This window comes from Halanaerobium sehlinense (assembly GCF_055379485.1).
In genome coordinates, this window is record NZ_AP042442.1 from 645169 (window position 1) to 668773 (window position 23605).

At 30.4% G+C, this 23605-nt stretch carries 19 protein-coding genes; 15 read left to right on the forward strand and 4 right to left on the reverse strand.

The features are described from left to right. The first annotated feature begins 25 nt into the window (after nt 1–25). From ACZ446_RS03215 to ACZ446_RS03275, 13 genes are all read left to right on the forward strand, one after another. A complete protein-coding gene (locus ACZ446_RS03215) occupies nt 26–1357 on the forward strand; it encodes a 4Fe-4S dicluster domain-containing protein (RefSeq protein ID WP_464393703.1) in 1332 nt (443 codons plus the stop codon). Then, entirely contained in the window at nt 1354–1902 is a 549-nt protein-coding gene (locus ACZ446_RS03220) for a BMC domain-containing protein (RefSeq protein WP_089722943.1), read from the forward strand. Before ACZ446_RS03215 ends, ACZ446_RS03220 begins: the two co-directional genes overlap by 4 nt. A gap of 52 nt (nt 1903–1954) precedes the next feature. Then, complete coding sequence (locus ACZ446_RS03225; RefSeq protein WP_464393704.1) at nt 1955–3091, forward strand: iron-containing alcohol dehydrogenase; 1137 nt, start codon at nt 1955–1957, stop codon at nt 3089–3091. A gap of 23 nt (nt 3092–3114) precedes the next feature. Continuing rightward, entirely contained in the window at nt 3115–4344 is a 1230-nt protein-coding gene (locus ACZ446_RS03230; RefSeq protein ID WP_464393705.1) for an acetate/propionate family kinase, read from the forward strand. Nucleotides 4345–4373: 29 nt separating this feature from the next. After that, the gene (gene eutS / locus ACZ446_RS03235) at nt 4374–4727 is read left to right on the forward strand and encodes an ethanolamine utilization microcompartment protein EutS (RefSeq protein WP_290769540.1); all 354 of its coding nucleotides are present in this window, start codon (nt 4374–4376) and stop codon (nt 4725–4727) included. 2 nt (nt 4728–4729) lie between these two features. Then, a complete protein-coding gene (locus ACZ446_RS03240; RefSeq protein ID WP_290769543.1) occupies nt 4730–5164 on the forward strand; it encodes a EutP/PduV family microcompartment system protein in 435 nt (144 codons plus the stop codon). 29 nt (nt 5165–5193) lie between these two features. Continuing rightward, nucleotides 5194–6459 carry a phosphotransferase gene (locus ACZ446_RS03245; RefSeq protein WP_464393706.1) on the forward strand — a complete coding sequence of 422 codons (1266 nt, stop codon included), beginning with the start codon at nt 5194–5196 and terminating at the stop codon, nt 6457–6459. A gap of 39 nt (nt 6460–6498) precedes the next feature. After that, nucleotides 6499–7155 carry a phosphate propanoyltransferase gene (gene pduL, locus ACZ446_RS03250; RefSeq protein WP_464393707.1) on the forward strand — a complete coding sequence of 219 codons (657 nt, stop codon included), beginning with the start codon at nt 6499–6501 and terminating at the stop codon, nt 7153–7155. A gap of 181 nt (nt 7156–7336) precedes the next feature. Beyond that, entirely contained in the window at nt 7337–8728 is a 1392-nt protein-coding gene (locus ACZ446_RS03255; protein ID WP_464393708.1) for a DUF2254 domain-containing protein, read from the forward strand. A gap of 92 nt (nt 8729–8820) precedes the next feature. Beyond that, entirely contained in the window at nt 8821–11565 is a 2745-nt protein-coding gene (locus ACZ446_RS03260; protein WP_464393709.1) for a cation-translocating P-type ATPase, read from the forward strand. 76 nt (nt 11566–11641) lie between these two features. Beyond that, complete coding sequence (locus ACZ446_RS03265; RefSeq protein WP_464393710.1) at nt 11642–13093, forward strand: GntR family transcriptional regulator; 1452 nt, start codon at nt 11642–11644, stop codon at nt 13091–13093. A 138-nt stretch (nt 13094–13231) separates the two neighbouring features. Next, nucleotides 13232–14374 (forward strand): baeRF7 domain-containing protein, encoded by a 1143-nt coding sequence (locus ACZ446_RS03270; protein WP_149796915.1) that lies wholly within the window; start codon nt 13232–13234, stop codon nt 14372–14374. A 187-nt stretch (nt 14375–14561) separates the two neighbouring features. Further along, complete coding sequence (locus ACZ446_RS03275) at nt 14562–16754, forward strand: methyl-accepting chemotaxis protein (protein ID WP_464393711.1); 2193 nt, start codon at nt 14562–14564, stop codon at nt 16752–16754. On the opposite strand, the gene ACZ446_RS03280 is transcribed toward ACZ446_RS03275, so the two are convergent. Further along, complete coding sequence (locus tag ACZ446_RS03280; RefSeq protein ID WP_464393712.1) at nt 16749–17975, reverse strand: BaiN/RdsA family NAD(P)/FAD-dependent oxidoreductase; 1227 nt, start codon at nt 17973–17975, stop codon at nt 16749–16751. The genes ACZ446_RS03275 and ACZ446_RS03280 overlap by 6 nt on opposite strands. 476 nt (nt 17976–18451) lie before the next feature. Here ACZ446_RS03280 and ACZ446_RS03285 point away from each other — a divergent pair, with 476 nt between their 5' ends. Further along, nucleotides 18452–19387 carry a hypothetical protein gene (locus tag ACZ446_RS03285; RefSeq protein WP_464393713.1) on the forward strand — a complete coding sequence of 312 codons (936 nt, stop codon included), beginning with the start codon at nt 18452–18454 and terminating at the stop codon, nt 19385–19387. A 64-nt stretch (nt 19388–19451) separates the two neighbouring features. On the opposite strand, the gene ACZ446_RS03290 is transcribed toward ACZ446_RS03285, so the two are convergent. From ACZ446_RS03290 to ACZ446_RS03300, 3 genes are read right to left on the reverse strand one after another with little or no spacing between them, the layout of a single operon-like run. Further along, entirely contained in the window at nt 19452–21005 is a 1554-nt protein-coding gene (locus tag ACZ446_RS03290) for a DnaB-like helicase C-terminal domain-containing protein (RefSeq protein WP_464393714.1), read from the reverse strand. Then, complete coding sequence (locus ACZ446_RS03295) at nt 20992–21678, reverse strand: AAA family ATPase (protein WP_464393715.1); 687 nt, start codon at nt 21676–21678, stop codon at nt 20992–20994. Before ACZ446_RS03295 ends, ACZ446_RS03290 begins: the two co-directional genes overlap by 14 nt. A gap of 19 nt (nt 21679–21697) precedes the next feature. Then, nucleotides 21698–22648 (reverse strand): winged helix-turn-helix domain-containing protein, encoded by a 951-nt coding sequence (locus ACZ446_RS03300; protein ID WP_464393716.1) that lies wholly within the window; start codon nt 22646–22648, stop codon nt 21698–21700. A gap of 627 nt (nt 22649–23275) precedes the next feature. On the opposite strand from ACZ446_RS03300, the gene ACZ446_RS03305 reads away from it, so the two are divergent. Next, nucleotides 23276–23584, forward strand: a complete 309-nt coding sequence (locus ACZ446_RS03305) for a hypothetical protein (RefSeq protein WP_464393717.1) — start codon at nt 23276–23278, stop codon at nt 23582–23584. Nucleotides 23585–23605 lie beyond the last annotated feature (21 nt).

The window sequence follows — 23605 nt, forward strand, 5'->3', positions numbered from 1 at the left end:
GTTGTTTATTGAGAGGAGTTTTAATATGAGTCTAATTGATGATATATATCAAGCAGGAGTTGTAGGGGCCGGTGGTGCCGGTTTTCCTACTCATGTTAAGTATGATTGCCAGGCAGAATATTTAATAATTAATGGAGCAGAGTGTGAACCTTTATTAATGACTGATAAATATCTTATGCGTAATTTTACTGAAGAAATATTGGATGCTGTCAATATAGTAGCTGAAAATATTAAAGCAGAAAAAATAGTATTTGCATTAAAAAAGAAATATAAAGATGAAATAGCCTGTTTGCAAGAAATAAGTAAAAAAAAGAATTACAATATCGAGTTTTTTTTAATGGAAAGTTTTTATCCTGCAGGTGATGAACAAATTATGGTTTATGAAATAACTGGCAGGACTGTGCCTGAAGGTGGGATACCAATAGATGTCGGTGCAGTTGTGACAAATGTAGGAACATTAAAAAATACTTATTTTGCCTTGGAAAATAAACCAGTTACAGATAAATATGTTTCTGTTTTAGGTGAAGTAAATAACCCTAGTATTATTAAAGTACCTATTGGAACTTCAGTTAAAAAATGTATTGAAATTGCTGGGGGAACTAGAATAGAAGAATATTCAGTTATTCTTGGCGGACCTATGATGGGCAAGAATTATAGTCAAGAAGAAGTAGAAGGGGTTACAATAACTAAAAGAGATGGTGCTGTTATAGTTGTTCCTAAAGATCATTTTATTATTAAAAGAAATAAACAGAGTATAGAACATATAAAAAACCAGGCAAAAGCTGCCTGTATACAGTGTAGAATGTGTACTGATTTTTGTCCTCGTTTTTTAATAGGACATGAACTTGAGCCTCATAAAATAATGCGGGCACTTGCATATTCGGATGATGAAGAAGTATTGAAATCAGCTCAACTATGCTGTGAATGTGGAATCTGTGAACTTTATGCCTGTCCAATGGGACTTTCTCCAAGATTAGTTAATGTTCATTATAAAAATAAAATTAGTGAAAAATATGAAAGTCAAAAAGAATCTTATCAAGCGCCCCCAATGCGTGATTTTAGAAAAATCCCTACTGACAGACAGATTGCAAGAATTGATCTTTCAAAGTATAAACACCAACAAATAGCTGAAAATATAAAAGGCAGTATAGATATTGTAGAAATTAAGCTTATTCAACACATAGGAGCACCTGCAGTTAAAATAGTTTCTGTAGGAGACAAAGTTAATAAAGGAGATTTAATAGCTGAGGCTAAAGAAAATTCTTTGAGTATAAATATTCATGCTTCTATTAAAGGGGAAGTAGTTTTTGCAGATGATGACCAAATAATAATTAAAAAATCAGAGGTGGTATCATGATTACTACAATTGGACTACTTGAGTTTAATTCAATAAGTCAGGGTATAAAAGTTGCAGATATAATGAAAAAAGCAGCAGATATTGATCTAATCCTTGCTCAACCTACTTGTCCTGGTAAGTATACAATATTGATTTCAGGAAAAGTTGGAGCAGTAAAATCTTCTGTTGAGTCAGGTGTAGCTGCCGGGGATCCATTTGTAGTAGACCATCTGGTTATTCCAAGAATTCATAAGCAGATCCTGAGTGCTATTAATGGTACTACAGAAATTAAAAAAATTAATGCTGTGGGAGTATTAGAGTATTTTGGTATAGCTAGTGCTATTATTGGAGCTGATGCAGCTGCCAAGGCTGCTCAAGTAGATTTAATCCAGGTGCGGCTTGGAACTGGTTTAGGTGGTAAAGCTTATGTTAGCTTTACAGGAGATGTTAGTGCTGTTGAACAATCTTTAAAAGCAGGAGCTAATACAGGTAAAGATTCAGGAATGTTATTTAATAAGGTTATGATTTCTTCTCCGGATAAAGAAGTATTTGCAACACTATTATAAAATTTGTTGTTTTTAGATTATTGTTTGTAAGTTTTAGTAGGGAGTGGGATAAATGGGTTTATATAATTTCGAATTTCAAATAAAAACAAAAATTAAATTTGGCAAAAATAAAATAGAAGAATTAAATGACAGTCTAAAATCATTTGAAACAAAAAGAATTATGTTAGTTGTTGATCAGGGAATTATTGAGGCTGGATTAATTGAAAAAATTGAAAAAATACTCAAAGAATCTGATTTTGATTATTTTATCTTTGACCAAGTAAAACCTGACCCAACAATTGCAATAGTTAATTCTGGAGTTAGATTTCTCATAAATAACAATATTGATGCTTTAGTAGCAGTTGGCGGGGGTAGTCCTATTGACACTGCTAAAGCAATTAGAGCTTCATTTTCTAAAACAGAATTATCAGAAAAGATAACTGCTGACAAATTACCATTAATTACAATTCCTACAACTTCCGGTTCTGGGAGTGAAGTTACTAAAGCAATTGTAATAAAAGATGAGAATACTAAAAAGAAATTTGCTGTAGCTAATGAAAATTTAGCACCCGACATTAGTATTGTTGATCCTGTTATGACCAAAACATTACCACCATATTTGACTGCAGTTGGTGGAATGGATGCCTTAAGTCACTGTATAGAATCATATACTTCTCATGACGCTGTTTTGCCTTTTGAAATGATTGCAACAAAAGGAATTGAGATGGTAAAAAATTATCTTCGACCTGCTGTAGGAAATGGAAATAATATGGAAGCAAGAGCAGGAATGTCACTTGCCAGTTTATTTGGAGGCATCTCACTAAGCAACTGTGGATTAGGTTTGGTACATGCAATTTCTCATCCCTTAGGCGGGCAATTTAATATTCCTCATGGTCTGGCAAATTCAATGATTTTGCCGTATGTTATGGAATTTAATATTATTGCAAATCCAGCTAAATATGCGAATATTGCACGTTTGTTTGGGGTTAATATTGATAATATGACTGAAATGGAAGCAGCATATAAGGCGGTAAAAGAAGTAGAAAAAATTAAAAAAGACATTGGGTTAGATTACAGTTTAGATGATTTTGGAGTAGATAAATTTGAATTTATAGCAGAACTGGCTTTGAAGGAAAAATTAATGTTAAAAAGTAATCCTCGCTCTATAGGAAAAGAGGATATCATAAAAATACTAAGGAGAGCTTATTAGCATTTTTAGAAAGGGTAGATAATATGAAAGTGTTTGTATTAAATTGTGGAAGTTCCTCTTTAAAATATCAGTTAATAAATATAAAGAATGAAAAAGTAATTGCTAAAGGACTTGTAGAAAAAATTGGTGAAAACATCTCATATTTAAGTTATAAAACTGAAGCGGATAATGAAATTGAAATAGAAAAGGAAATTAGTGATCATAACCAGGCAATAGAAATGGTACTTGAAATACTGCAAAATAAAGAATATGGTGTACTAGAAAATATGGACGAAATAAATATTGTTGGCCATAGAGTTGTCCACGGTGGAGAAAAGTTTTCTGGTTCTGTTTTAATAGATGAAGAAGTAATAAAGGCTTTAAAAGAAAACATAAAATTAGCTCCTCTACATAACCCAGCAAATATTATGGGAATTGAAGTCAGCAGAAACTTAATGCCGAATACCCCAGATGTAGGAGTTTTCGATACAGCTTTTCATCAGTCCATGCCTAAAAAATCATATTTGTATGCTGTTCCTTATGAATGGTATGAAGATAATGGAGTTCGCAGGTATGGTTTTCATGGTACCTCTCATAAATATGTTTCAGAAAGAGGAGCAAAATTATTAGGGAGAGATTATAAGGATTTGAAAATTATCAGCTGTCACTTAGGTAATGGAGCAAGTATTACAGCCATCGAAGATGGAAAAGTAATTGATACAAGTATGGGTTTAACACCTTTAGATGGTTTGGTTATGGGTACTAGGTCCGGGGATCTTGATGCAGGTATAATACCATATGTTATGAAAGAAAGAAATATGAATATTAAAGAAATTGATCAAACTCTTAATACGGAAAGTGGGGTACTTGGAATTTCCGGAGTTAGTAATGATTTTAGAGATATTGGTGAGGCAGCTGAAGCAGGTAATAAAAGAGCAAAGCTTGCTTTAGATATCTTTTGTAGGAGGGTAAAAAAATATATTGGTTCATATGCAGCTTTATTAGGACGAGTTGATTTATTAATCTTTACTGCTGGTATTGGTGAAAATGCAGTTAATGTTAGAAAAAAAATAACATCAAATATGGATTGTTTCGGTATTGAAATTGATGAGAATAAAAATAATTGTCGTGGAAAAGAAATGAAAATTAGTTCAGAAAGCTCTAAGGTCGATGTTTATGTTATTCCAACAAACGAAGAACTGGTTATTGCAAGAGAAGCAAAAGACGTTGTAGAAAGTCATATTAAAACTATAATTAAAGAAATTGTTGGATAATTATTATGCTTATTTCCGGAGGAGATAACATGGCAGAATTGAATAATAAAAAAGATAGAGTAATCCAAGAATATGTGCCAGGAAAACAGGTGACTCTAGTTCATTTAATTGCACATCCTTCAGCTGATATTTATAAAAAAATTGGTCTAAATGAAAAGCATGAAGCTCTTGGAATTTTAACTATTACCCCCAGCGAGGCAGCAATAATTGCAGCAGATTCTGCTAGTAAAAATGCAGATATTAAAATTGGATTTATTGATCGGTTTAGTGGTTCATTAGTTATTAGTGGAAAAGTATCAAGTGTTGAATCTGCTCTTAAAAATATTTTAAATTTATTAGAACATGTTTTAGGATTTGACGTAACAGAGATTACAAGGTCATAAATATGAAAGATATAATTTTAATTGGTGGAACTAAGGCTGGTAAAACTACACTATTAAAAGTATTGAATGGTGAAAAATTCAAAAAAATTGATGTTAGAACACAAAGTTTAGAATTTGAAGATCAGGTAATTGATACTCCTGGCGAATATATAGAAAATAGACAGTATTATACAGCTTTGATTTCTGCTGCTCAAGAGGCAGAGATAATTGGGTTAGTTGCTGATGCAACTGCAGAACAATATTTTTTCCCTCCTACATTTGCTTCAATATTTACGCGACCTGTAATTGGTATTGTGACAAAAATTGATGATAAAGAAGCTGATATTGAAAAGGCTGAAGATATTTTAAATATGGCTGGAGCTGGTAAGATATTTTTAACAAGTGCCTTGACTGGAAAAGGAATTACTGAATTATCCAATTTTATTTCTGGCAAATAATTGTGACCAAAGATTGGAAGGCGTGGATAATGAATTTAGATGAGATGCTCACACTGGAAGAAGCAGCTGAATATATAAATGAAAAGACTAATATTTTTTTAGATTTGAATAGCATTTCTATTAAGAGTTTAAACTCCAATACTTTAAGTGTTAATGGTTTTGCTAACAACTTATTTTTAATTGAGAATAAGAATAATGGAAAGAAGGTTGTTTTAAAACAAGTTCTTCCTTATGTTAGAAAAGCAGCTGTAGAAAATGTTGAAATTCCGCTGCCTAAAAAAAGAATATACTCAGAATTTTATTCTTTGAAATTTTGGCGAGAAACCTGTCCAAGCTTTGTTCCTGAGGTATACTTTTTTGACGGTGAAAACAATATAATTATTTTCGAATATATAGAAGGGATGGAGCTTTTAAGAAGTTCTTTAATAAAAGGAAAAAGAGTTAAAAATGTCGAAGATAAAATTGCTAGTTTTCTGGCGAAAACAGCTTTTTATAGTTCAAAATATTTTCTAGATGAACAACAATTTTATGGACTTTTAAATTTCTTTAATAAGGCTGAATCAATAAAAGTTTGGGATGATTTGATTTTTGTTAGGGCTATTTTACAACCAGAAAAAAGAGAAATTAATCCTCTAATCAAAGAAAAAATCTTAAACTATTGTCAAGACAAAAAGATTATCAACAAAGTAAAAGAGATTAGATTTACATTTAATAACAAAAAACTTTCTTTAATTCATGGTGATTTTCATAGTTCAAATATTTTTATTAAAAATAATAAAATAAAGATTTTTGATACAGAGTTTGCTGCTTATGGTTTACCCTCCTTTGATATGGGAAGATTAATTGGTAATTTAATTTTAAATTATTCTTCACTGTTAGGACTTGAATATAGTTTTCAAAGAAAGAAATATCAAAAATATTTATTAAAGTTTATAGAAAAGGTTTATAATTCTTTTGAATATAGATTAGGTAGTTTGTTTAAATTAAAATCTAATTTATCATCTGTAGAAACAGAAAAGTATTTTGATAAATATTTATATCAGACTCTTTCTTTTATCTCTTTAACAATAATTAGTAGGTTATATGATGGAGGTCTTTGTCTTGATTTAAAAAGAATTAAAGATTTAAAGAACAGAACAATTGCTCAAGAATTTGCAATAAAAGTATCTAGAGAAATTTTTTATAGAAATAGAGAAATCAAAAATATTGGAGAATTAGTTACTATAGTTGAAAAATTAAATTATGAATTCCAATATAATAAAATCAAAGAATTAGTAACTAGAGCTGTTAAATAACTAGATAACTAAAAAATTAAAAACTAGGGGTGATTCTTAATGATAGAATCAGAATTAAAAGAGAAAATTGAACAAATAATTAAAGAATCATTAACTGAAAAAAGGGAGTCAATTAACAAAGAAAAAATAATTCCACTGGAAGCTTCAGGGAGACATGTTCATTTGTCTCAAGCGGATGTTGATGCTCTTTTTGGTGAAGGTTATAAGTTAACTCCTAAAAGGGAACTGTCTCAACCAGGCCAGTTCCTGGCAGAAGAAAAGGTCAAACTTATAGGAAAAAAAGGGGTTATTGAAAAAGCAGCAGTTTTAGGGCCAGCAAGATCACATTCACAGGTAGAACTTTCTAAAACTGATTCTATTAAACTGGGGATTAATCCTCCATTGAGATTTTCAGGAAATATTGATAATAGTGCTTCTGTTTTTATAGCCTCATCTGAAAACGTTATAAAGTTAGAAGAAGGAGTTATTATTGCTAAAAGACACATACATATGACACCAAAAGATGCTGCTAATTTAGATGTAGTGGATGGAGAAATAGTTTCTATTGAAGCTCTGACTGAAAGACCTGTTATTTTTAAAGATGTATTGATTAGAGTAAATAAAGACTATAGTTTGAGTATGCATATTGATTATGATGAAGCAAATGCCTGCTTGTTTTCTAAAGGTGATAAGGCTAAAATAATTAAACAAAAATAATAAATTATAAACTAAAATCCCTCTATATTTTCAGAAGTTTTTTTGAATCTGAATTTATAGGGGTTTTTTTATATTAATTTTAATAAGTTATGATTCATTTTATCCCCTTAAGAAAAAGGATATTACACAATTATGTTGAAATTAAATTATAGAGGAAAAAGTTATAATAACTAAAGAGGATGTGGAAATTTTGAAATTGAAATTCCTGCATAATATAGAAAATAAAATATATTTTATTCCTTCAATTTATGCAATATCTGCAACTATTTTATCAATAATAGTAATTTTTATAGAATATCAATATACTAATACTTTAGTAAATATTTTACCATCATACTTTTTCACCTCCTATGATTTATCAAAAACCATTTTGTCAACAATCGCAGGATCTTTATTTGCGATGATTACAGTATCCTTTTCAACTATTATGGTTGTTTTAACAATGTATTCATCTCAATTCTCTCCACGTACGATGCAGGATTTTCTAAAGAATAAAGTTACCTTAAAAGTCTTAGGGATATTTATAGCAGGCTTTATATATTCAATTCTTACCTTATTGTTTATTGACGATAGTATGCAGGGTAGTGGAGAATCCATTATTTTTTCAGCGATGATAGGTGTAATTGTAGCTATTGTTTGTCTGGGTTATTTTGTATATTTTATCCACCATGCAGCTAATTCTGTTCAGGTTAACCTATTAATCGAAAGCCTTAAAGAAGAAGTTATAGAAATTGTAGATAAAATAGAGGCCAGAAATAATAGCAATGATCAAATAAGGAATGAAGCTCCTGAAAATTTAACTAAAATGCTGGAAAGAGATTCTTGCGAGATTCACCCAAAACAAAGTGGTTATATTCAGGCCATTTATGATATTGAACTTACTAAACTAGCTGATGAGTATGATATTATTGTGAGAGCTGAAAAAATGATTGGTGATTATGTTACTGAGAATACAGTGGTTTTTAAAATCTGGCAGTTAAATAAAGATGCTGACCAATTTAATGAAGAAAAGCTAGAAGAAATAAAAAATAAAATATTAGGTAATTTAGTAATTAACAATGAAAGAAGCAAAAAAAATGATATAGAATTTGGCTTATTAAAATTAACAGAAGTGGCTTTAAGAGCAATTTCACCTGGTATTAATGATCCCAACACGGCAATTTTTTGTATTAATCAGCTGGGATGGGTTTTATCTAGAATTGCAGTTGCTAATTTGGAAAACACTTATTATTATAATGAGAAAGATGAATTGTGTTTTATATTAGAAGATATTTCTTTTTGGGATCTGCTTTATAAAACCTTTTATCAATTAAGCCATTATGGAAATCAAGATGTCTCAGTTGCAGGATCTATAATTGATGCCTTAGTAATTATCGCTGAAGGAAGTCCAAAAGATATTAAAGAAAAAGTTTGGCATTTTAGCCATTATATTTTAGGTGGTTTTGATAAAAATGTTTTAGAACAGGAAGATAAGAAGTTCTTAAATCATAAAATTTATAGATTAGCTAAAGAAACTGGGCATAAAGAGCATAGAGAAAAATATTTTCAGGTTGAAAATTTTAAAATAAATTAGTAAAGCAAGGTGTAAAACAGTAACTTTAAATTAATTTTAAAAATGTTATTATTATTATTAAATACTAAAATAATACAAAACGGGGTGTTTATATGCCAGAAAAAGAATTTTATAGACAAAAGGGAACAGAAATCCTTGAAAAATTAGAGACTTCAAAAAAAGGTCTAAGTTCTTCTGAAGCTGCAAAAAGGCTTAAAGAAAATGGGAAGAATGTTCTGGAAGCGAAAGCCAAAAAATCTTTAGTAACGATCTTTTTGGAACAATTTAAAGATGTACTGGTGATTTTGCTTTTAGTTGCTGCTGTAATGTCATTTATAATTGGCAGTTATCGCGATGGTACTATTATGGTTATCATTGCTGTAATAAACTCAGTAATAGGTTTCCGGCAGGAATTTAAAGCTGAAAAAATTATGGATTCTTTAAATAAATTGGTTAAGTCTCCTTCCAAAGTGATTAGAGATGACCAGATTGGAGAAATTGCTCAGGAAGATCTGGTTGTTGGAGATATTGTCAGTCTGGAAGAAGGCGACAAAATCCCGGCTGATCTAAGAATTATTGAATCATTTAACTTAAGAACAAATGACGTTTCTCTGACCGGTGAATCAATGCCTCAAGAAAAACAGTCAAATCGGATTGCAGAAGAGAGACCTCTTGCAGATAGAGATAACATGGCTTATTTAGGAACAACCGTTGCCTCTGGATCAGCTAAGGGAGTAGTTGTAAGAACCGGAATGGAAACCGAAATGGGTAAAATTGCTTCGATGACTCAAGAGGAGGATAAATCTAAATCTCCTCTGCAGTCTGAGCTGCAGTCGGTAGCCAATAAAATTGCAACTTTTGCAGTTATAATAGCCCTGGCTTTATTTGGAGTCAGTATTTATCAGGGTTATGGACTTGACTTTGCTTTGATTTATGCTCTGGGAATTGCAGTTGCAGTTGTACCTCAGGCTTTACCAATGCAGGTTACAGTTGCTTTATCCCAGGGAGTTGACCGCCTGGCAGAAAAAAATGCAGTGGTTAAGAAACTTTCTTCTGCTGAAACTTTAGGTTCAACAAATGTAATCTGTACTGATAAAACTGGAACTCTGACTAAAAATGAAATGACAGTTAAAAAAGTATATTTTGACGGCAGAGAATACGAAATAACAGGACTTGGTTATGAACCAGAAGGAGAAATTTTAGGAGATGATGGTGAGCCGCTGACAGAAGAGGAAATTGCAGAAATGGAAATTATTTTTGATGCAGCTACTATGGCCTCTAATGCCGAGATTCATGAACCAGATGAAGATCATCCTGGCTGGTATGCCATTGGTGATCCAACTGAAGCAGCTTTAATTACTCTTTCTACCAAACTTGGTACCCGCTCACCAACTGAAGATGAAGATAATCCGGAATTACACGAGTTTAGCTTTGACTCAGACCGTAAAAGAATGAGTTCAATTAGAGAATTTGAAGACGGAAATTATCTTAAGATGAAGGGTGCTTTGGGGAGTGTGCTTTCTATTTCAAAGCATATTCTTAAAGATGGAGAAGTTGTAGAAATTACAGAGGAAGATAAGCAGAGATTAAATAAATTAAATGAAAAATATTCCAAAAATGCAATGCGGGTTCTGGCAATAGCTTACCGTAAGCTGGAAGATAATGAGACTGATTATGTTTTAGAAGAAATTGAAAAGGATGTTATCTTCTTAGGTCTGGTAGCAATGATTGACCCTCCTAAAGAAGGGGTAAAGGAGGCTATTCAGGAGTCACATGATGCTCATATAGATACTTATATTATGACTGGGGATCATGCAATTACTGCTCAGGCAGTTGGTAAAGAAATTAGCCTTTCTGTTAATGATGAGGATGTACCTGTATTTACTAGTGAAGATCTAGAGTCAATGAGCGAAAAAAAACTGCGTGAAACTATGGAAGCAAATGAGTCTTTAATTTTCTCTCGTGTTTCTCCAGAGGATAAATTGAGAATCGTTAAAAACTTAAAAGAACAGCAGAAAATTGTAGCTGTTACCGGTGATGGAGTCAATGATGCTCCTGCTTTAAAGAGTGCTCATATTGGTGTAGCAATGGGCCAGATGGGGACAGATGTTTCAAAAGAGGCTTCAGAATTAATTTTGCTTGATGACAGCTATCCAACTTTAGTATACGCAATCAAAGAAGGAAGAACAATTTATAATAATTTAAAGAAAACAGTAATTGCTTCTCTGACAACAAATGGAGCAGAACTAACAATAGTGCTCTTAGGGCTTTTAGCAGCTGCACTACTTGGAACACCGATACCAATTTTAGCTATTCAGATACTTTCGATTGACCTTTTAGCTGAAATTCTGCCCCTAACAGCACTGACTTTTGATCCGGCTTCTGAACATTTAATGAAATCACCGCCGAGAGAACAGGATGAGCATATTGTTAATAAAAACAGTTTTAGTGAAATAATGTTTCTTGCTCTTTTAATGGGTGGGCTTGCCTTTACTAACTTCTATTTATTTATTAATGATCAGGCAGCAGCAGTCAGGGAAGGGACCCAGCTTTATGCAAGGGCAACAACAATTTCGTTTTTAACAATTGCCTTTTCTCAGTGGGTTAATATTATGTCCCGTAGATATGAATACGAAAGTATTTTTAATAAGAACTTCTTCAGCAATAAAAAGATGCTTTATTCAATTCTAATTTCAATTGCTATGGTTTTATTGATTATTTATACTCCAATCAATGGCTTTCTTGGCTTTGCTGGAGTTACCATAATTGACTGGCTGAGAGTTATAGCTGCTGGAGCTGTTTTCTTAGTTGGACATGAATTAATAAAATTTTTCAAAAGAAAAAACGAAACAGCTTAGTTTAATTTTGTGGAAGAAGATATTATTTTAAATAGAATTAAGATTTTTAATTAAAACTATACTGGAGGGAAGTTAAATGTTTGATATTGAACTAGAAAGAGATGGCAGTGAAAATTTATATACTCAGATCTATGAAGCAATTAGGGCAGAAATTCTGGCAGATAAATACACCCCAGATACTAAGATGCCATCAATAAGAAAGCTTGCTTCCCGCCTCAGTGTAAATGCAGAGACTGTTGTTAAAGCTTATGATCTGCTGGCAGCTGAAAACTTAATTTATAAAAAAGAGGGTAGTGGGAGTTATATTGCTCCTGCTGCTGCTCTAAAAAACACTAGTGATGATCAAAGGCTGAGGATTTTAACCTCTAAGCCCTCTTTATCTTCTCAAAAGACTATTGATTTTAGTGGCCCAGAGCACGGAGAAGAATTTTTAGAAGAGTATGCCTGGGACTTAATTTTTGATCGGTTTTATTCAGAATTTAAAGGACGAAGTTTTAAACAAACTTACGCTGAAAAAAATAGTTATTTTAGATTTTTAGAATCAAAAAATGAAAATTTAAATAAAAGCAAATTATATTATAACTCAGAGGCACAGTTGGCAGAAATATTATTAGAATTGATTGGGGAAAATAAAGAATTACTATTTACCAGCGGCACCAGTAATTCTTTATTCACAAAATTATTTTCAAAAGATGGCAGTCTGAATAATGGAAAAGACAAAGCTTCTTTTTATAATCATAAAGCCAACATTCATCTTAGTTCTGCAGACTATGAAAGTTTAATGAACTATCTTGAAAATAATACTATTGATTATTTAATAATTAGTGATGAATCATTAGAAGAGAGTATTTTAGATTGGAGTCTTTCTAAAATAAAATCTTTGCTGGAACTTTCTCAAATGCTTAAATTTAAAATAATCATTTTAGAATATTTTTCTCTTTATCAAAAGAATGAAAAAATCCAAGAGCTTTTGGAATCAAAATATCAAAGCCAAGTTATTTTGATTCAAGCATTAACAAACAGAGTTTTTCCTGGGTTAAATTTAGGCTTAATATATTTAGATAATTATTACCTAAATTCATCGGATAATAAAGAGTTTTTAAATAATTATTCTTTGATTGAGTTTATAGCTAAAAGTAACTTTTCGGCTGGAGAAAATTTGCTTAATAATCTTTTAGCTTATTATATTGATAATGGTTATCTAGAAAAAAGAGTAAAATTTTTAAGACAACGATTAAATAATAGGAAACTCCTTTTAAAGGAAGCCATCAAAGATCATTTTAGAGGAATTGAGACTGCAGATAATTCTTCACTTTTTTATTTCAAAGTATTATTGAATCAAAATATTAATCAGCATGATTTTAAAGTTTTTGCAGAAAAAAATTCTCTTTTATTACCTGACTATAGAAACTTTTTTAGTCGTGAAATAAGTAATGAACTAATTATTTCAGCAGCTTCATTAAATCAATTTTCAATAAAACAGGGTGTTATGATTTTAGCTAAAATTTATTGGCAGTTTATCAGTTAATAAATAACTTTATTTTTATAAAATATCTGTTAAAATAAAAATATAAGAAACTTTTATTAAATTCTTTATCAACTTTGTCTTAGTTATCAAGTCATGAAAGAGTCGATTTTTATTCAATTTAATAGGGGGTTAAATAAAATGACAGAAGAACTAAAATTGGAAACTTTAAAAGACCTTATTCAATGTCAGGAGAGTCCCTGTATTTCAATTTACATGTCAACTAAGGCGGTACACAAGGGAGAATTTAAAAAACTAGAAATTGAGTTTAAAAATTTACTGCAGCAGGTAGAAGAAAAGCTAAAAACTAATTGGGGATTTAAGGAGAGAGAAATCAATAAATTATTAGAACCAGCATTTAAGCTGGCATCTGATAGTAATTTTTGGCAGCAGCAAAAAGAAGGACTGGCAGTTTTTATATCTTCTGAAAACTTTAGATCGTTTAAACTTTCAGTAGATACTTATGATAGTGCTCATGTCAGTTATAATTTTAATTTAAAACAATTGATTTCTGAAGTTCATGATAGTCAGGAATATTATTTATTAGCTTTAAGTTCTAATCATAATCAATTATATAGGGTTAACAGAAATGAAATAGAAGAGTTTGATTTAGAAGAGTTACCACAAAATATTAAAGAATTTCTTAATTTAGATGAAGAAGCAGCTGAAAAATATCAATCGATTAATACTGCTGGTTCATCTTCAGTTTTTCACGGTCAGGGAGCAGCTGGTGATGATGATAATGAGGACTTACTGCATTATCTAAAAGAAATTGATCGTGTTATTAATTCTGAATTGAAGGATAAGAAAAATCATTTAATTGTTGCTGCTGATGATAGTGTATTTTCTCTTTATAAAAATATTAATAATTATCAAGGACTCTTGGATGAGCATTTAAGTGGTAATGCGAGACAAATGAATAAAAAAGAGCTTCGCGAAAAGAGTTGGGAAATTATTGATTCCCATATTCATGATTATCTAGAAGAAATAAAAGAAAGATATATGGAAATAAAATCAAGTGATAAAAGTTCATCTGAATTAGAAGAGATTGTTGAAGCAGCTCATTTTGGAAAAGTTGATACACTTGTATTAAATAAATTAGCAGAAAAAGCTGGAGTTTTTATAGAAGATGAAAATGAAGTAAAACTTATGGAAAATACTAAAGACTATGATCTTTATAATTATGCTGCTTCTGAAACCATTAAACATGGTGGATTAGTCTATTCAATAGAAAAAGAAAAAATGCCAGAAGAAACTGATATTCTAGCTATTTATAGGTACTAATATTTAATTTAGAGCCTAAGTTTTATGTGTAAAATAACTAATTTATTTAGTATATGTTTAATTTGTTTTATAAATTAAAGCCAGATATTCTTCATATCTGGCTTTAATTATGTTATAGTAGATTGACTAACACCTTAACCAGTGATTTTCTAAAAAATATTGCAAAACAAAAACAGGGGGGAAGCAAGTGAAAAATATTTTACCTAATTTATCTTTGAGAAATTTATTACTTATTGTAATTAGTCTGAGTATGATAATTATTATTTCTAGTTTAAGCTATTTTATATATTCTAATATGTCAGCAGAAATAATAGACCAGGAAGAAGAGAAGCTTAATGGAATTGCTAAAACAATTGATACAAAATTAAATGATCTTTTAGAAGAGGGAGAAATAGCGGTTAAATTAATTGCAAAAAATACTGCGGTTCAGAGTGCTTTTGCTGATCGGGATCGAGAAATGTTAAGAAATATGCTGCTTAATTCTTATCAGGATATTAGTCAAGAAATGGCTCAGTTTCAATTTCATTTACCTGATTCAACTTCTTTTTTAAGATTACATAATCCGGACAAATATGGAGATGATCTTTCATCATTCCGTTTTACAGTTAATCAAGCTAATCAAGAACAAAAAATGATTAGTGGTATTGAAGAAGGACGTGGTGGTTATGGACTGAGAGTAGTTTCTCCAGTTGAATATCAGGGAAGACATTTGGGAACAGTAGAATTTGGATCTAGCCTGGGAGAAGGATTTTTAGGAGAAATAGAGGAAAACTTCAATGGAGATTATTATCTTTATTCGTTAGCAGATGATCAAAGTGTAGCCTGGGATGCAAATAGTTCTAACTGGATAGCCAGCACCACTGATAGTGATCCTTATCAAGTTAAATCTGAACTAATTTCAAAATTACAGGAAGGTGATACTATAATTGAAAGTAGAGGAGATAACAATCTACTTTTAATGCCTTTTGAAGATTATAGGGGTGAAGTAAGTGGATATTTTAAGGCTGTTTATGATCGCAGTCAGATTGTTAATGATTTAAATTCATTATTAAGAAATGTAATTATTTTTTCAATAATTGGAATTATAATTTCTTTAGTTATTACCTTTTTAGTAGCCAGGAAAATATTTAACCCTTTAAAAAAGTTTGAAGGGATGTTTGCATCTTTAGCACTGGGAAATCTAAATGTTTCTTATCCAATAAAAACAGTAAATTGTTCAGCGATTATGGATTGTGAAGAAGAAAGCTGTCCTGATTTTGAACGTGATGAAGTAACCTGCTGGTTTGATGTTGGATCTTATGCTCCAGAATTTGGCGAGGAAGTACACTGTCCGAAGATAAAAACTGGGGAATATAAAGACTGTACTGAGTGTAAGGTTTACAAAGAGGTTAATAAAAATGAGATTGAAAAATTAGGAGCCTGGTTTAATAAATTTTCAGATGTATTAAGAAATTTAGTCAAAGATATTATTGAGATGTCAGATAGTCTTGCAGCTTCCAGTCAAGAATTAACAGCAACAGGTGAAGAGTTATCAGCTTCAGCTGAAGAAATTGGTAATTCAATGCAAACAGTAGCATCTGGATCCGAAGAACAGTCAGCTCAAGTTGAAGAAACTTCAGCAACTATTACAGATTTAAGAAATCAAATAACTTCTATCAATGATCATTCAGATGAAATGTATAATCGAGCAGAAAATGTAATGGAAAATATTCAATCTGGCAATCAAACTTTAAGTAAAACTGAAGATGTTTTTTCTAAAGTTAAAACTAACACCAAAACTACTGCAGAAGCTATTAACTCCTTAGGAGAATCTTCTAAGCAAATTGGAGAAATTGTTGATTTAATTAATAATATTTCTGAACAAACTAATTTATTAGCTTTAAATGCAGCAATAGAGGCAGCTAGAGCCGGGGAAGCCGGAAGAGGTTTTTCAGTTGTTGCAGAAGAAATTAGAGAACTGTCTGAACAATCATCTAAAGCAACTGAAGATATTGCAAAATTAATAAGATCAATTCAAAATGATGTGGAAAAAGCAGTTTCCAATATGGATGAAAATGAATCTGCTGTTCTTGAAAGTGTAGAGGCAATTGATAAGACTTCAGCTTCTTTTACTGATATAACTTCTCAAGCTGAAGGTTTAGAAAATCTCATTAAAAATATCAGATCTGAAGTAGATAAAATGAGTCAAAATAGTAAAAATGTAAAGAAAGCAGTGGATGAAATTTCAGAGGTCAGTGAAATGGCCGCAGCAAATGCTGAAGAGGTAGCTGCCTCCAGTGAGGAACAGGCAGCTTCAACTCAGACAGTTGTTAATGCATCAGAAGAACTTGTTGATATGGTAGAGAGGTTAAATAAAATCACGTCACAATTTAATTTATAGCTGCTCAGAAATATATTTTCCAGCAGAATATGCTGTGGAGAAAGCAGCCTGCAAATTATACCCGCCAGTATCTCCATCAATATCTAAAACTTCTCCAGCAGCAAAAAACCTTTTTACAATTCTAGATTCCATGTTTTGGGGGGTGATTTCATTCAGATCAATCCCTCCTTTTGTTACCATTGATTGGTTATAATTTGCTAAACTTTTGATTTCAAATTTGAGATTTGAAAAAATATCTATAATTTCTTTTCTTTCATCTTTAGTAAGATGAGCAGCATTTTGACTGCCGTCAATGTTAGCTAATTCTAGAATTTTTTCGATTAACCTCTGTGCAATTGGATATTTAATTAAAAGATTAACTAAATTTAATCTTCCTTCTCTTTCAATTTTTTTCAAAAGGTCGCTTTCTAATTCTTTTTTATTATAATTAAGGAGTTTTATCTTTATTAAATCTCCTTTTTTCATATACCTGGAATAATTAATTATTCCAGGTCCAGAAAGTCCACGATGTGTTAATAGTAAATCATCAGTCCAACTTTTAAGTAAATTACCATTTCTCCAGAGAGAAGTTTCTTTATTTCTTAAAGAGATACCGCTCAACATCCTAAATTGATAATTTTTAATAATTACTGGAGCTAGGGCAGGTCGAGGTTCAATTATATTATGACCTAAACTTTTTGCTATCTTGAATCCATCACCAGTTGAACCAGTTTTAGGGAATGATTTGCCTCCAGCTGCAAGTATTAAATATTTACTTTGATAAATTTTATCAGGACTTTGTACTTTAAATAGGCCATTTTTTTGTTCAATATTTTCTACGTTTGCATTGTATGTGATTTTAATATCTCTAGTTTTTAATTCTTTTAATAAAATATTCAAAATATCTGAAGCATTATTTGATTCTGGAAATATTTTTCCGCCTCTAGCCTTTCTAAAGGAGATACCTCGTTTTTTAAAAAAATGCATTAAATCCTGGTTATTGAAGCTATAAAGAGGCCCTAGTAAAAAGTTAGAATTATTACCATAATGATCAAAAAAATCAGCTATATCACCAGCATGGGTTAAATTACACTGGCCAGAACCACTAATCAAAAGTTTTTTTCCGGCACTAGAATTCTTTTCTAAAATTAATATATTCTTATTTTGATTATTTTCAGCAGCCTGAATCGCAGAAAATAGTCCTGCAGGACCAGCCCCTATAACTAGTAAATCCACTTTCATATTTTTTCTTCCTTTCGAACTTAAATTTTATTATATATTCTTTTAATGAAGAGCAACTTTCAATTACTAGCTGCTTCTGTATTGGCTTAAAAACAGAAAAAGCCATTCAATTAAGAATGACTTTAAGTTCCAATATATCTGATATTAAAATGGTGCCGAAGGTGGGACTCGAACCCACACATCCGTGAGGATAATGGATTTTGAATCCGTCGCGTTTAAAAATAACACCAATTACAAGATCATAGCCTTCTTAAGAATCCCGTTATGTCAATCATTATAAAATTTTTCCAAGTTATCTTATGGTTTAAATGTCATATATTACCATCCATTACCAACCCTTATGGCAGGATTGGCAGGATTTTAGACTTTAAATAGCAGTAAAATAATTATAATTGAATGGAGTTCTAAATGCAAATATAATCAGTAGTATATTGCTTTTTAGTAAATAAAATTTAAAACAAAAAGGAGATAAGATAATGAGACTGAATAAAAGTTCAAAAAATTATGAATTCGCAGAAGTTGTAAATTTCAGTTCTGAAAATGAAATGGAAGATGTCTTATATATAAATGAAGATCTGAATAAAATTGTTGAGGAAGAACTATTGATTGTTGGTAGGCAGATACAGGTTGAAAATTTCTTAGACACTATTGATATTTTGGCAATTGATAAAAAAGGTAGAATGGTTATCATAGAAGTGAAATCTTCATTAGTTAATGGTACTAACGCAGATTTTCAGACAGTAAAATATGCAGCTATTGTAAGTAGATGGACTATGGCTATCATAAAGGAGCTGTATGAGGACTTTTATCATAAACGAGTTAATAAGTATGTAAATTTTGAAAAGAAATTGGATGCTTTTCTTGAGGTGGATATCAGTTATATAAATAAAGATCAGCGAATTATTATTATTGGAACAGGAGAGAATGATAAATTAAATCTTTCGTGTTCATGGATGAATTATAAGAATATAGATGTTGATATTATATCTTTAGTAAGATATAAAGATGGGTCATTAGATGTTATAAAAGATAGACATCTAGAAAATTTTGAGATTAATAAACCCATCCTAACTAGTCAATATACAGTAGAATATCATATACAGAAAGGAAATAAGAAAACCAGAAAAGTAGCAAGAGCGTATATCAAAGCGTTAAAAGAGGTCCACTTATTTAATTCTCCTTCTGCTACCCAGTCATATATAGTTTTTAGGAGAGATGGAAAGAATATTGTTAATATATGGGTAAATAAGAAGACCATTAAAGTTGATTTCTTGAAAGGTTTTGGTAAACTTGCGGATAGAGTAGAAGTTGAAAAACAAGTCGAAGAAAGTGTTGGTTTTTCAATTGATGATAAGATTAGTTACGGAGATGAAAGGCATATAACAAATCTAGATTACTACTCAAAATTATAGGATTAACCCAGAAAATGAAATAATATAATTACAGGCATAGGTTTTATACCTATGCCTGTAACTATTAATCCCAGAATAAAAATTGATCTATAACGCCAGATTGATTATTTTGAGCTTCATAATCTGGCACAGATGCTAGTTCATCAATTAAGGAGAAATTAGTTATATACATTTTATCTTTAATAAACTTAAGGTTAGTTATTCCTGTTTTTCCATCTCGAGATTTGCCAAAATTAACTTCAAGTAAGTTATCATCTTCAAAATTAGTTAATTCTTTTTCTGATTTTCCATAATCTTCGCGATCTAGAATGATAACAAAATCTCCAATCTGTTCAGCAATTCCACTGTATTTGATACTATCAATACCTGGTTTTTCATCCTTTTGTCCCTGTCTTTTCAATTGGACTATTAAATTAAGAGCCTGATCATATTTACGAGTAATTTCATTTCTCAGTTCCATAAATGCGTTTCTAAAAAAAGTTGTTAAGTCAGTTCCTTCTCCGACTAATTCGTGCATATGATCGATGTGTATTAATTCTACCCGCTCTTTTTGTGTTGCCAGATGAATTAATTTTGCTTTTAATTTGTATAAAGAACTGTGATTAGATAAATCAATTACATGTTGAGCAAAACAATTTTTAATAAAGTCAAATAGTATTTGGTCTCGAATTTTACTGCTCTTTTTCTCAAGATTAAAACCTCCATCTTTCCAGTCAGATAGCCTAATTTCTTCGTTGTGATTGTTCAGATGATTCGAATGAATAGTTAATAATCGCTGCAGAATTTGTTCTTTTGTACTTTCTAAAGTAACATATTTTACTTTATGGCCATTCAAAATCTGGCGGTAGAAGATATTGAGGGCAAAAACCGTTTTTCCGACACTTGGTCTGGCTCCTGTGAAAAGCAACTCACCATTTCGAAAGCCATCATCAAGAAACTTATCATCAATATCTGCTAAATAGGTTGGAATAATTACTGAATTACCAGATTTTCTTTTTTTGAGTAGTCGGTCCATAATATCTTTGGTGTTTTCATTTAATTTTCTTACTTCCTCTGATTTCAGAGTTGATTCCAGAATTGAAGTCAATAAACTGTCTGGTATTTTTTCATTGTTTTCTTGCAGTTGTTCTAATTTAGTACCTAGTTTATTATATTCATTCATTACATTATTTAGTTTAATTTTTTTCTTTAATTCCACAATAAAATATTCTAATGATTTTTCCTGAACTTCAAAATATATATCAGAATCTTTTATTAGCCCATATCTTTTTTTAATTTCTACAAGAATTTCTGCGTCAAACAACTTATTTTCATTTTTCAATTTCTGATAATATTTTCTCAATTCAGATGTATCATTACTATTAAGATGAGATTCTTTTATATTTTTTGAGATCTTAACGAAATAATTTTTTAATTTAAAATCGTTTAAAAGATCAGCTGGTTTAATTATTTGCCCATGTTCTTCAAAATAATTTAGGGCATTAGTAATTACATTAAATTCAATTCCGACTCCAAAATCTTTTACATGTAATTCTTCATTAATAAGGTGAAGATTTCTACTATCATTTCCTATAAAAACTTTTCCGATTATAATTTTTCTTAACTTATTTTTTTCCACTAACATCTTTCCCTTCTATTTTATTTTTTAATGGACTATTAGAATGAATCCTTCTATCTTTCCCAAGGAATTCTACAGAGTCGTAACTACCTAGTATTGATATTATTTCGTCTTCATCACTGTTAATTTTTTGGACTATATCTGACATAGAATTATTACTGGTGATAATAGTTATGAATGATTGGCTGTCTCGATATTTTAACAACAGGTCAATAGTTTCGTGCTGCCAGTCAGCATAATGTCGAAAAAACTCATCAATTACGAGGATAGGAATTTTTTTGATTTTTTGAAGCTTAGTAGCTATTTCTGCTTTTTGCTCAAAACTTCCATTCCAACTCTGCTTATATTCAAGCAGCATGTTGGATAGATCAATAAAACCTATTTTTTGACGATCTTCTTTTTCTAATTCAAATAGTAATTTTTTCATTATTGTTACAGCGGTAAGTGTTTTCCCATTTCCTTTATTCCCAATGAAGAACAAGCCATAATTTTCGTTATTTTTCCAGGCGTTTAAGATTACTGAATAGATATCATCAAATTCAATACTACTGTCAGCAAATTTTAAATTAAGAATCTCTTTTTTTAATTTTTTTTCCCAGAAATTTTGGGGAATATTACTGGCTCGAAACCAGTTCCTCCAATACGCGTTATATTGATTAGTTTTCTTTTTCAATTTAATTCATCCTTTCAAATTATAATTTTTCAAATTTTCCATCCCTCATAAATCTTTCATAATTCTTTTCATACTTTCTTTTCAACTCTCGTTTGGTGCGTTTTTTGTTTTCCAAAAGGTCATAGTAATATTCAACATTTTTAGTTTCAGATTTTCTATCTGATATGCCTTTTATATCTGATTCAGGAATTCGAAAAATACTCTTTTTTCCTTCTTGATGTTCCACTTCTAGTAGTTCTAACTCGACTATTTTTTTTAAATGCCTACGAGTAGCAGAAACGCTGAGATTAAGTCCCTGAGCGATTTCCGCAGCTGAAATTTTTAACTCTCTAACTCCATATCCATCATCAGAATTATAGTTAGGTTTCCTGTATAATTCGAAAAGTATATATACAAAACTTTTAAAACCTGAAGTTTTCCCTGCTTTAAGAAGCCAATTATAAAAACCTGCTAAGGGTATATTGCGAAAGTTTTTGTTTTCTTTAAATGGGTACTCAATATTGCAATTATTTCTCTTGCCAGTTTTTTTAATTAATCCTAATTTTTGAAGTTTTTTTAAACTTTCTGAATTATAGTGAGAAGAAATATCAATATGGATATTTTCATTCTCCTCTTTTGGAACTGATACAATATTGAGTTGATTAGCAGGAAATGAGTAATTTTTATTCTCCTTATTTTTGATCCAAATATGAAAAAGCAGCAGCATTTCCTTTTGAGTTAATGACCAGAATTTATCGAGGTTTTTAAATTCTAATCTAAAATATTGTTTGTGTTTTTTTGTAGTCAATGGATCAGGATATTTGAGTTTTTTGTACATAAAATAAAAAAGCACCACCTTTTTGAGTTGACCTAAAAGTGGTGTAATTGATAGTTTGGTAGATTGTTTAACAAGAATGTATGGCTGAGTTTTTAGTTGATAGTTTGGCTGATTTAGGTATTTAATTTTTTTAATGTAGTTTAAGTATAGCACTTAAATCTATAAATGTCAAGAATTTCCAGTAAAAAATTACCAACTAATTTCTTTACTTAACTAAAGCAAATAAATGGATAGGGTAAAGTCTTTTTTAAGCAAATTATTAGAGAGGGTCAAAAAGATAAAGCTAGTCAATGAATAGGGTTAAGCAAATCAATGACAGGGGTTAAAGCACTGCTATAATTGTTATAACAGGGTTTATGAGGTTTCTATATGGTTTATGGTTTTAAAAGAATATGGTATTAAATATATAGTAGAGTTAATTGTTTTAAAAAATTAATTTTTGAATTTAAGCTAACTGGTAACTTATCAATAATATCATTAGATAATTATGTAGAATTATGTAATTTAATGTCGCAAAATTATTCTAATAAAGGAATAAATCTGTACTTCTAGAAGTAAGTATTAGGAGATCGATAGCAAGAATTATTTAATTAAGATCAATTAATCTAATGATTAATATTAGTAAATTTTTATTTTTCAAGAGCTTCAAATATTGACTTTCAAATAATAATTTATAACAAATATTTATTGGTGATTTTTATAAGCAGCTCTTATTATAAAATATGATAAATAAGGAAACTTTATATTTTAAAATGCAAATAATCTTATGGAGGGATAAATATGGAGTTTAAAGTTGGTAATTTTTATGAGGCTAAGGAATATAGAGATTGTGGCTATAGTTTTTCATTTGGTCAATATAAGCTTAAGGCCATAAATGATGGTTTTCCAGATAAACCAATTAATAATGAAAATGAACTAGATGTTGCTAAGGAACAGTGGTTAGAAGGTCTAATGGGAACTGACCAATATGAGAAAGATTTGAATAGTAATTGGTATTACTGGGAGTTCCCTAATAATGAAAATGACATTGAATACATGTGGATACCAGAATCTGTAGTAAGAGAAGTTTTTATAACTATTAATAAATAAAAAATATTTACTATAATAATT

What these genes read in the sequence shown, in the direction of transcription:
- pduL (WP_464393707.1), top strand. Translation starts at nt 6,499, where the DNA reads ATGATAGAATCAGAATTAAAAGAGAAAATTGAACAAATAATTAAAGAA.
- ACZ446_RS03260 (WP_464393709.1), top strand. Translation starts at nt 8,821, where the DNA reads ATGCCAGAAAAAGAATTTTATAGACAAAAGGGAACAGAAATCCTTGAA.
- ACZ446_RS03230 (WP_464393705.1), top strand. Translation starts at nt 3,115, where the DNA reads ATGAAAGTGTTTGTATTAAATTGTGGAAGTTCCTCTTTAAAATATCAG.
- ACZ446_RS03245 (WP_464393706.1), top strand. Translation starts at nt 5,194, where the DNA reads ATGAATTTAGATGAGATGCTCACACTGGAAGAAGCAGCTGAATATATA.
- ACZ446_RS03280 (WP_464393712.1), bottom strand. Translation starts at nt 17,975, where the DNA reads ATGAAAGTGGATTTACTAGTTATAGGGGCTGGTCCTGCAGGACTATTT.
- ACZ446_RS03265 (WP_464393710.1), top strand. Translation starts at nt 11,642, where the DNA reads ATGTTTGATATTGAACTAGAAAGAGATGGCAGTGAAAATTTATATACT.
- ACZ446_RS03215 (WP_464393703.1), top strand. Translation starts at nt 26, where the DNA reads ATGAGTCTAATTGATGATATATATCAAGCAGGAGTTGTAGGGGCCGGT.
- ACZ446_RS03240 (WP_290769543.1), top strand. Translation starts at nt 4,730, where the DNA reads ATGAAAGATATAATTTTAATTGGTGGAACTAAGGCTGGTAAAACTACA.
- ACZ446_RS03225 (WP_464393704.1), top strand. Translation starts at nt 1,955, where the DNA reads ATGGGTTTATATAATTTCGAATTTCAAATAAAAACAAAAATTAAATTT.
- ACZ446_RS03270 (WP_149796915.1), top strand. Translation starts at nt 13,232, where the DNA reads ATGACAGAAGAACTAAAATTGGAAACTTTAAAAGACCTTATTCAATGT.
- eutS (WP_290769540.1), top strand. Translation starts at nt 4,374, where the DNA reads ATGGCAGAATTGAATAATAAAAAAGATAGAGTAATCCAAGAATATGTG.
- ACZ446_RS03285 (WP_464393713.1), top strand. Translation starts at nt 18,452, where the DNA reads ATGAGACTGAATAAAAGTTCAAAAAATTATGAATTCGCAGAAGTTGTA.
- ACZ446_RS03305 (WP_464393717.1), top strand. Translation starts at nt 23,276, where the DNA reads ATGGAGTTTAAAGTTGGTAATTTTTATGAGGCTAAGGAATATAGAGAT.
- ACZ446_RS03220 (WP_089722943.1), top strand. Translation starts at nt 1,354, where the DNA reads ATGATTACTACAATTGGACTACTTGAGTTTAATTCAATAAGTCAGGGT.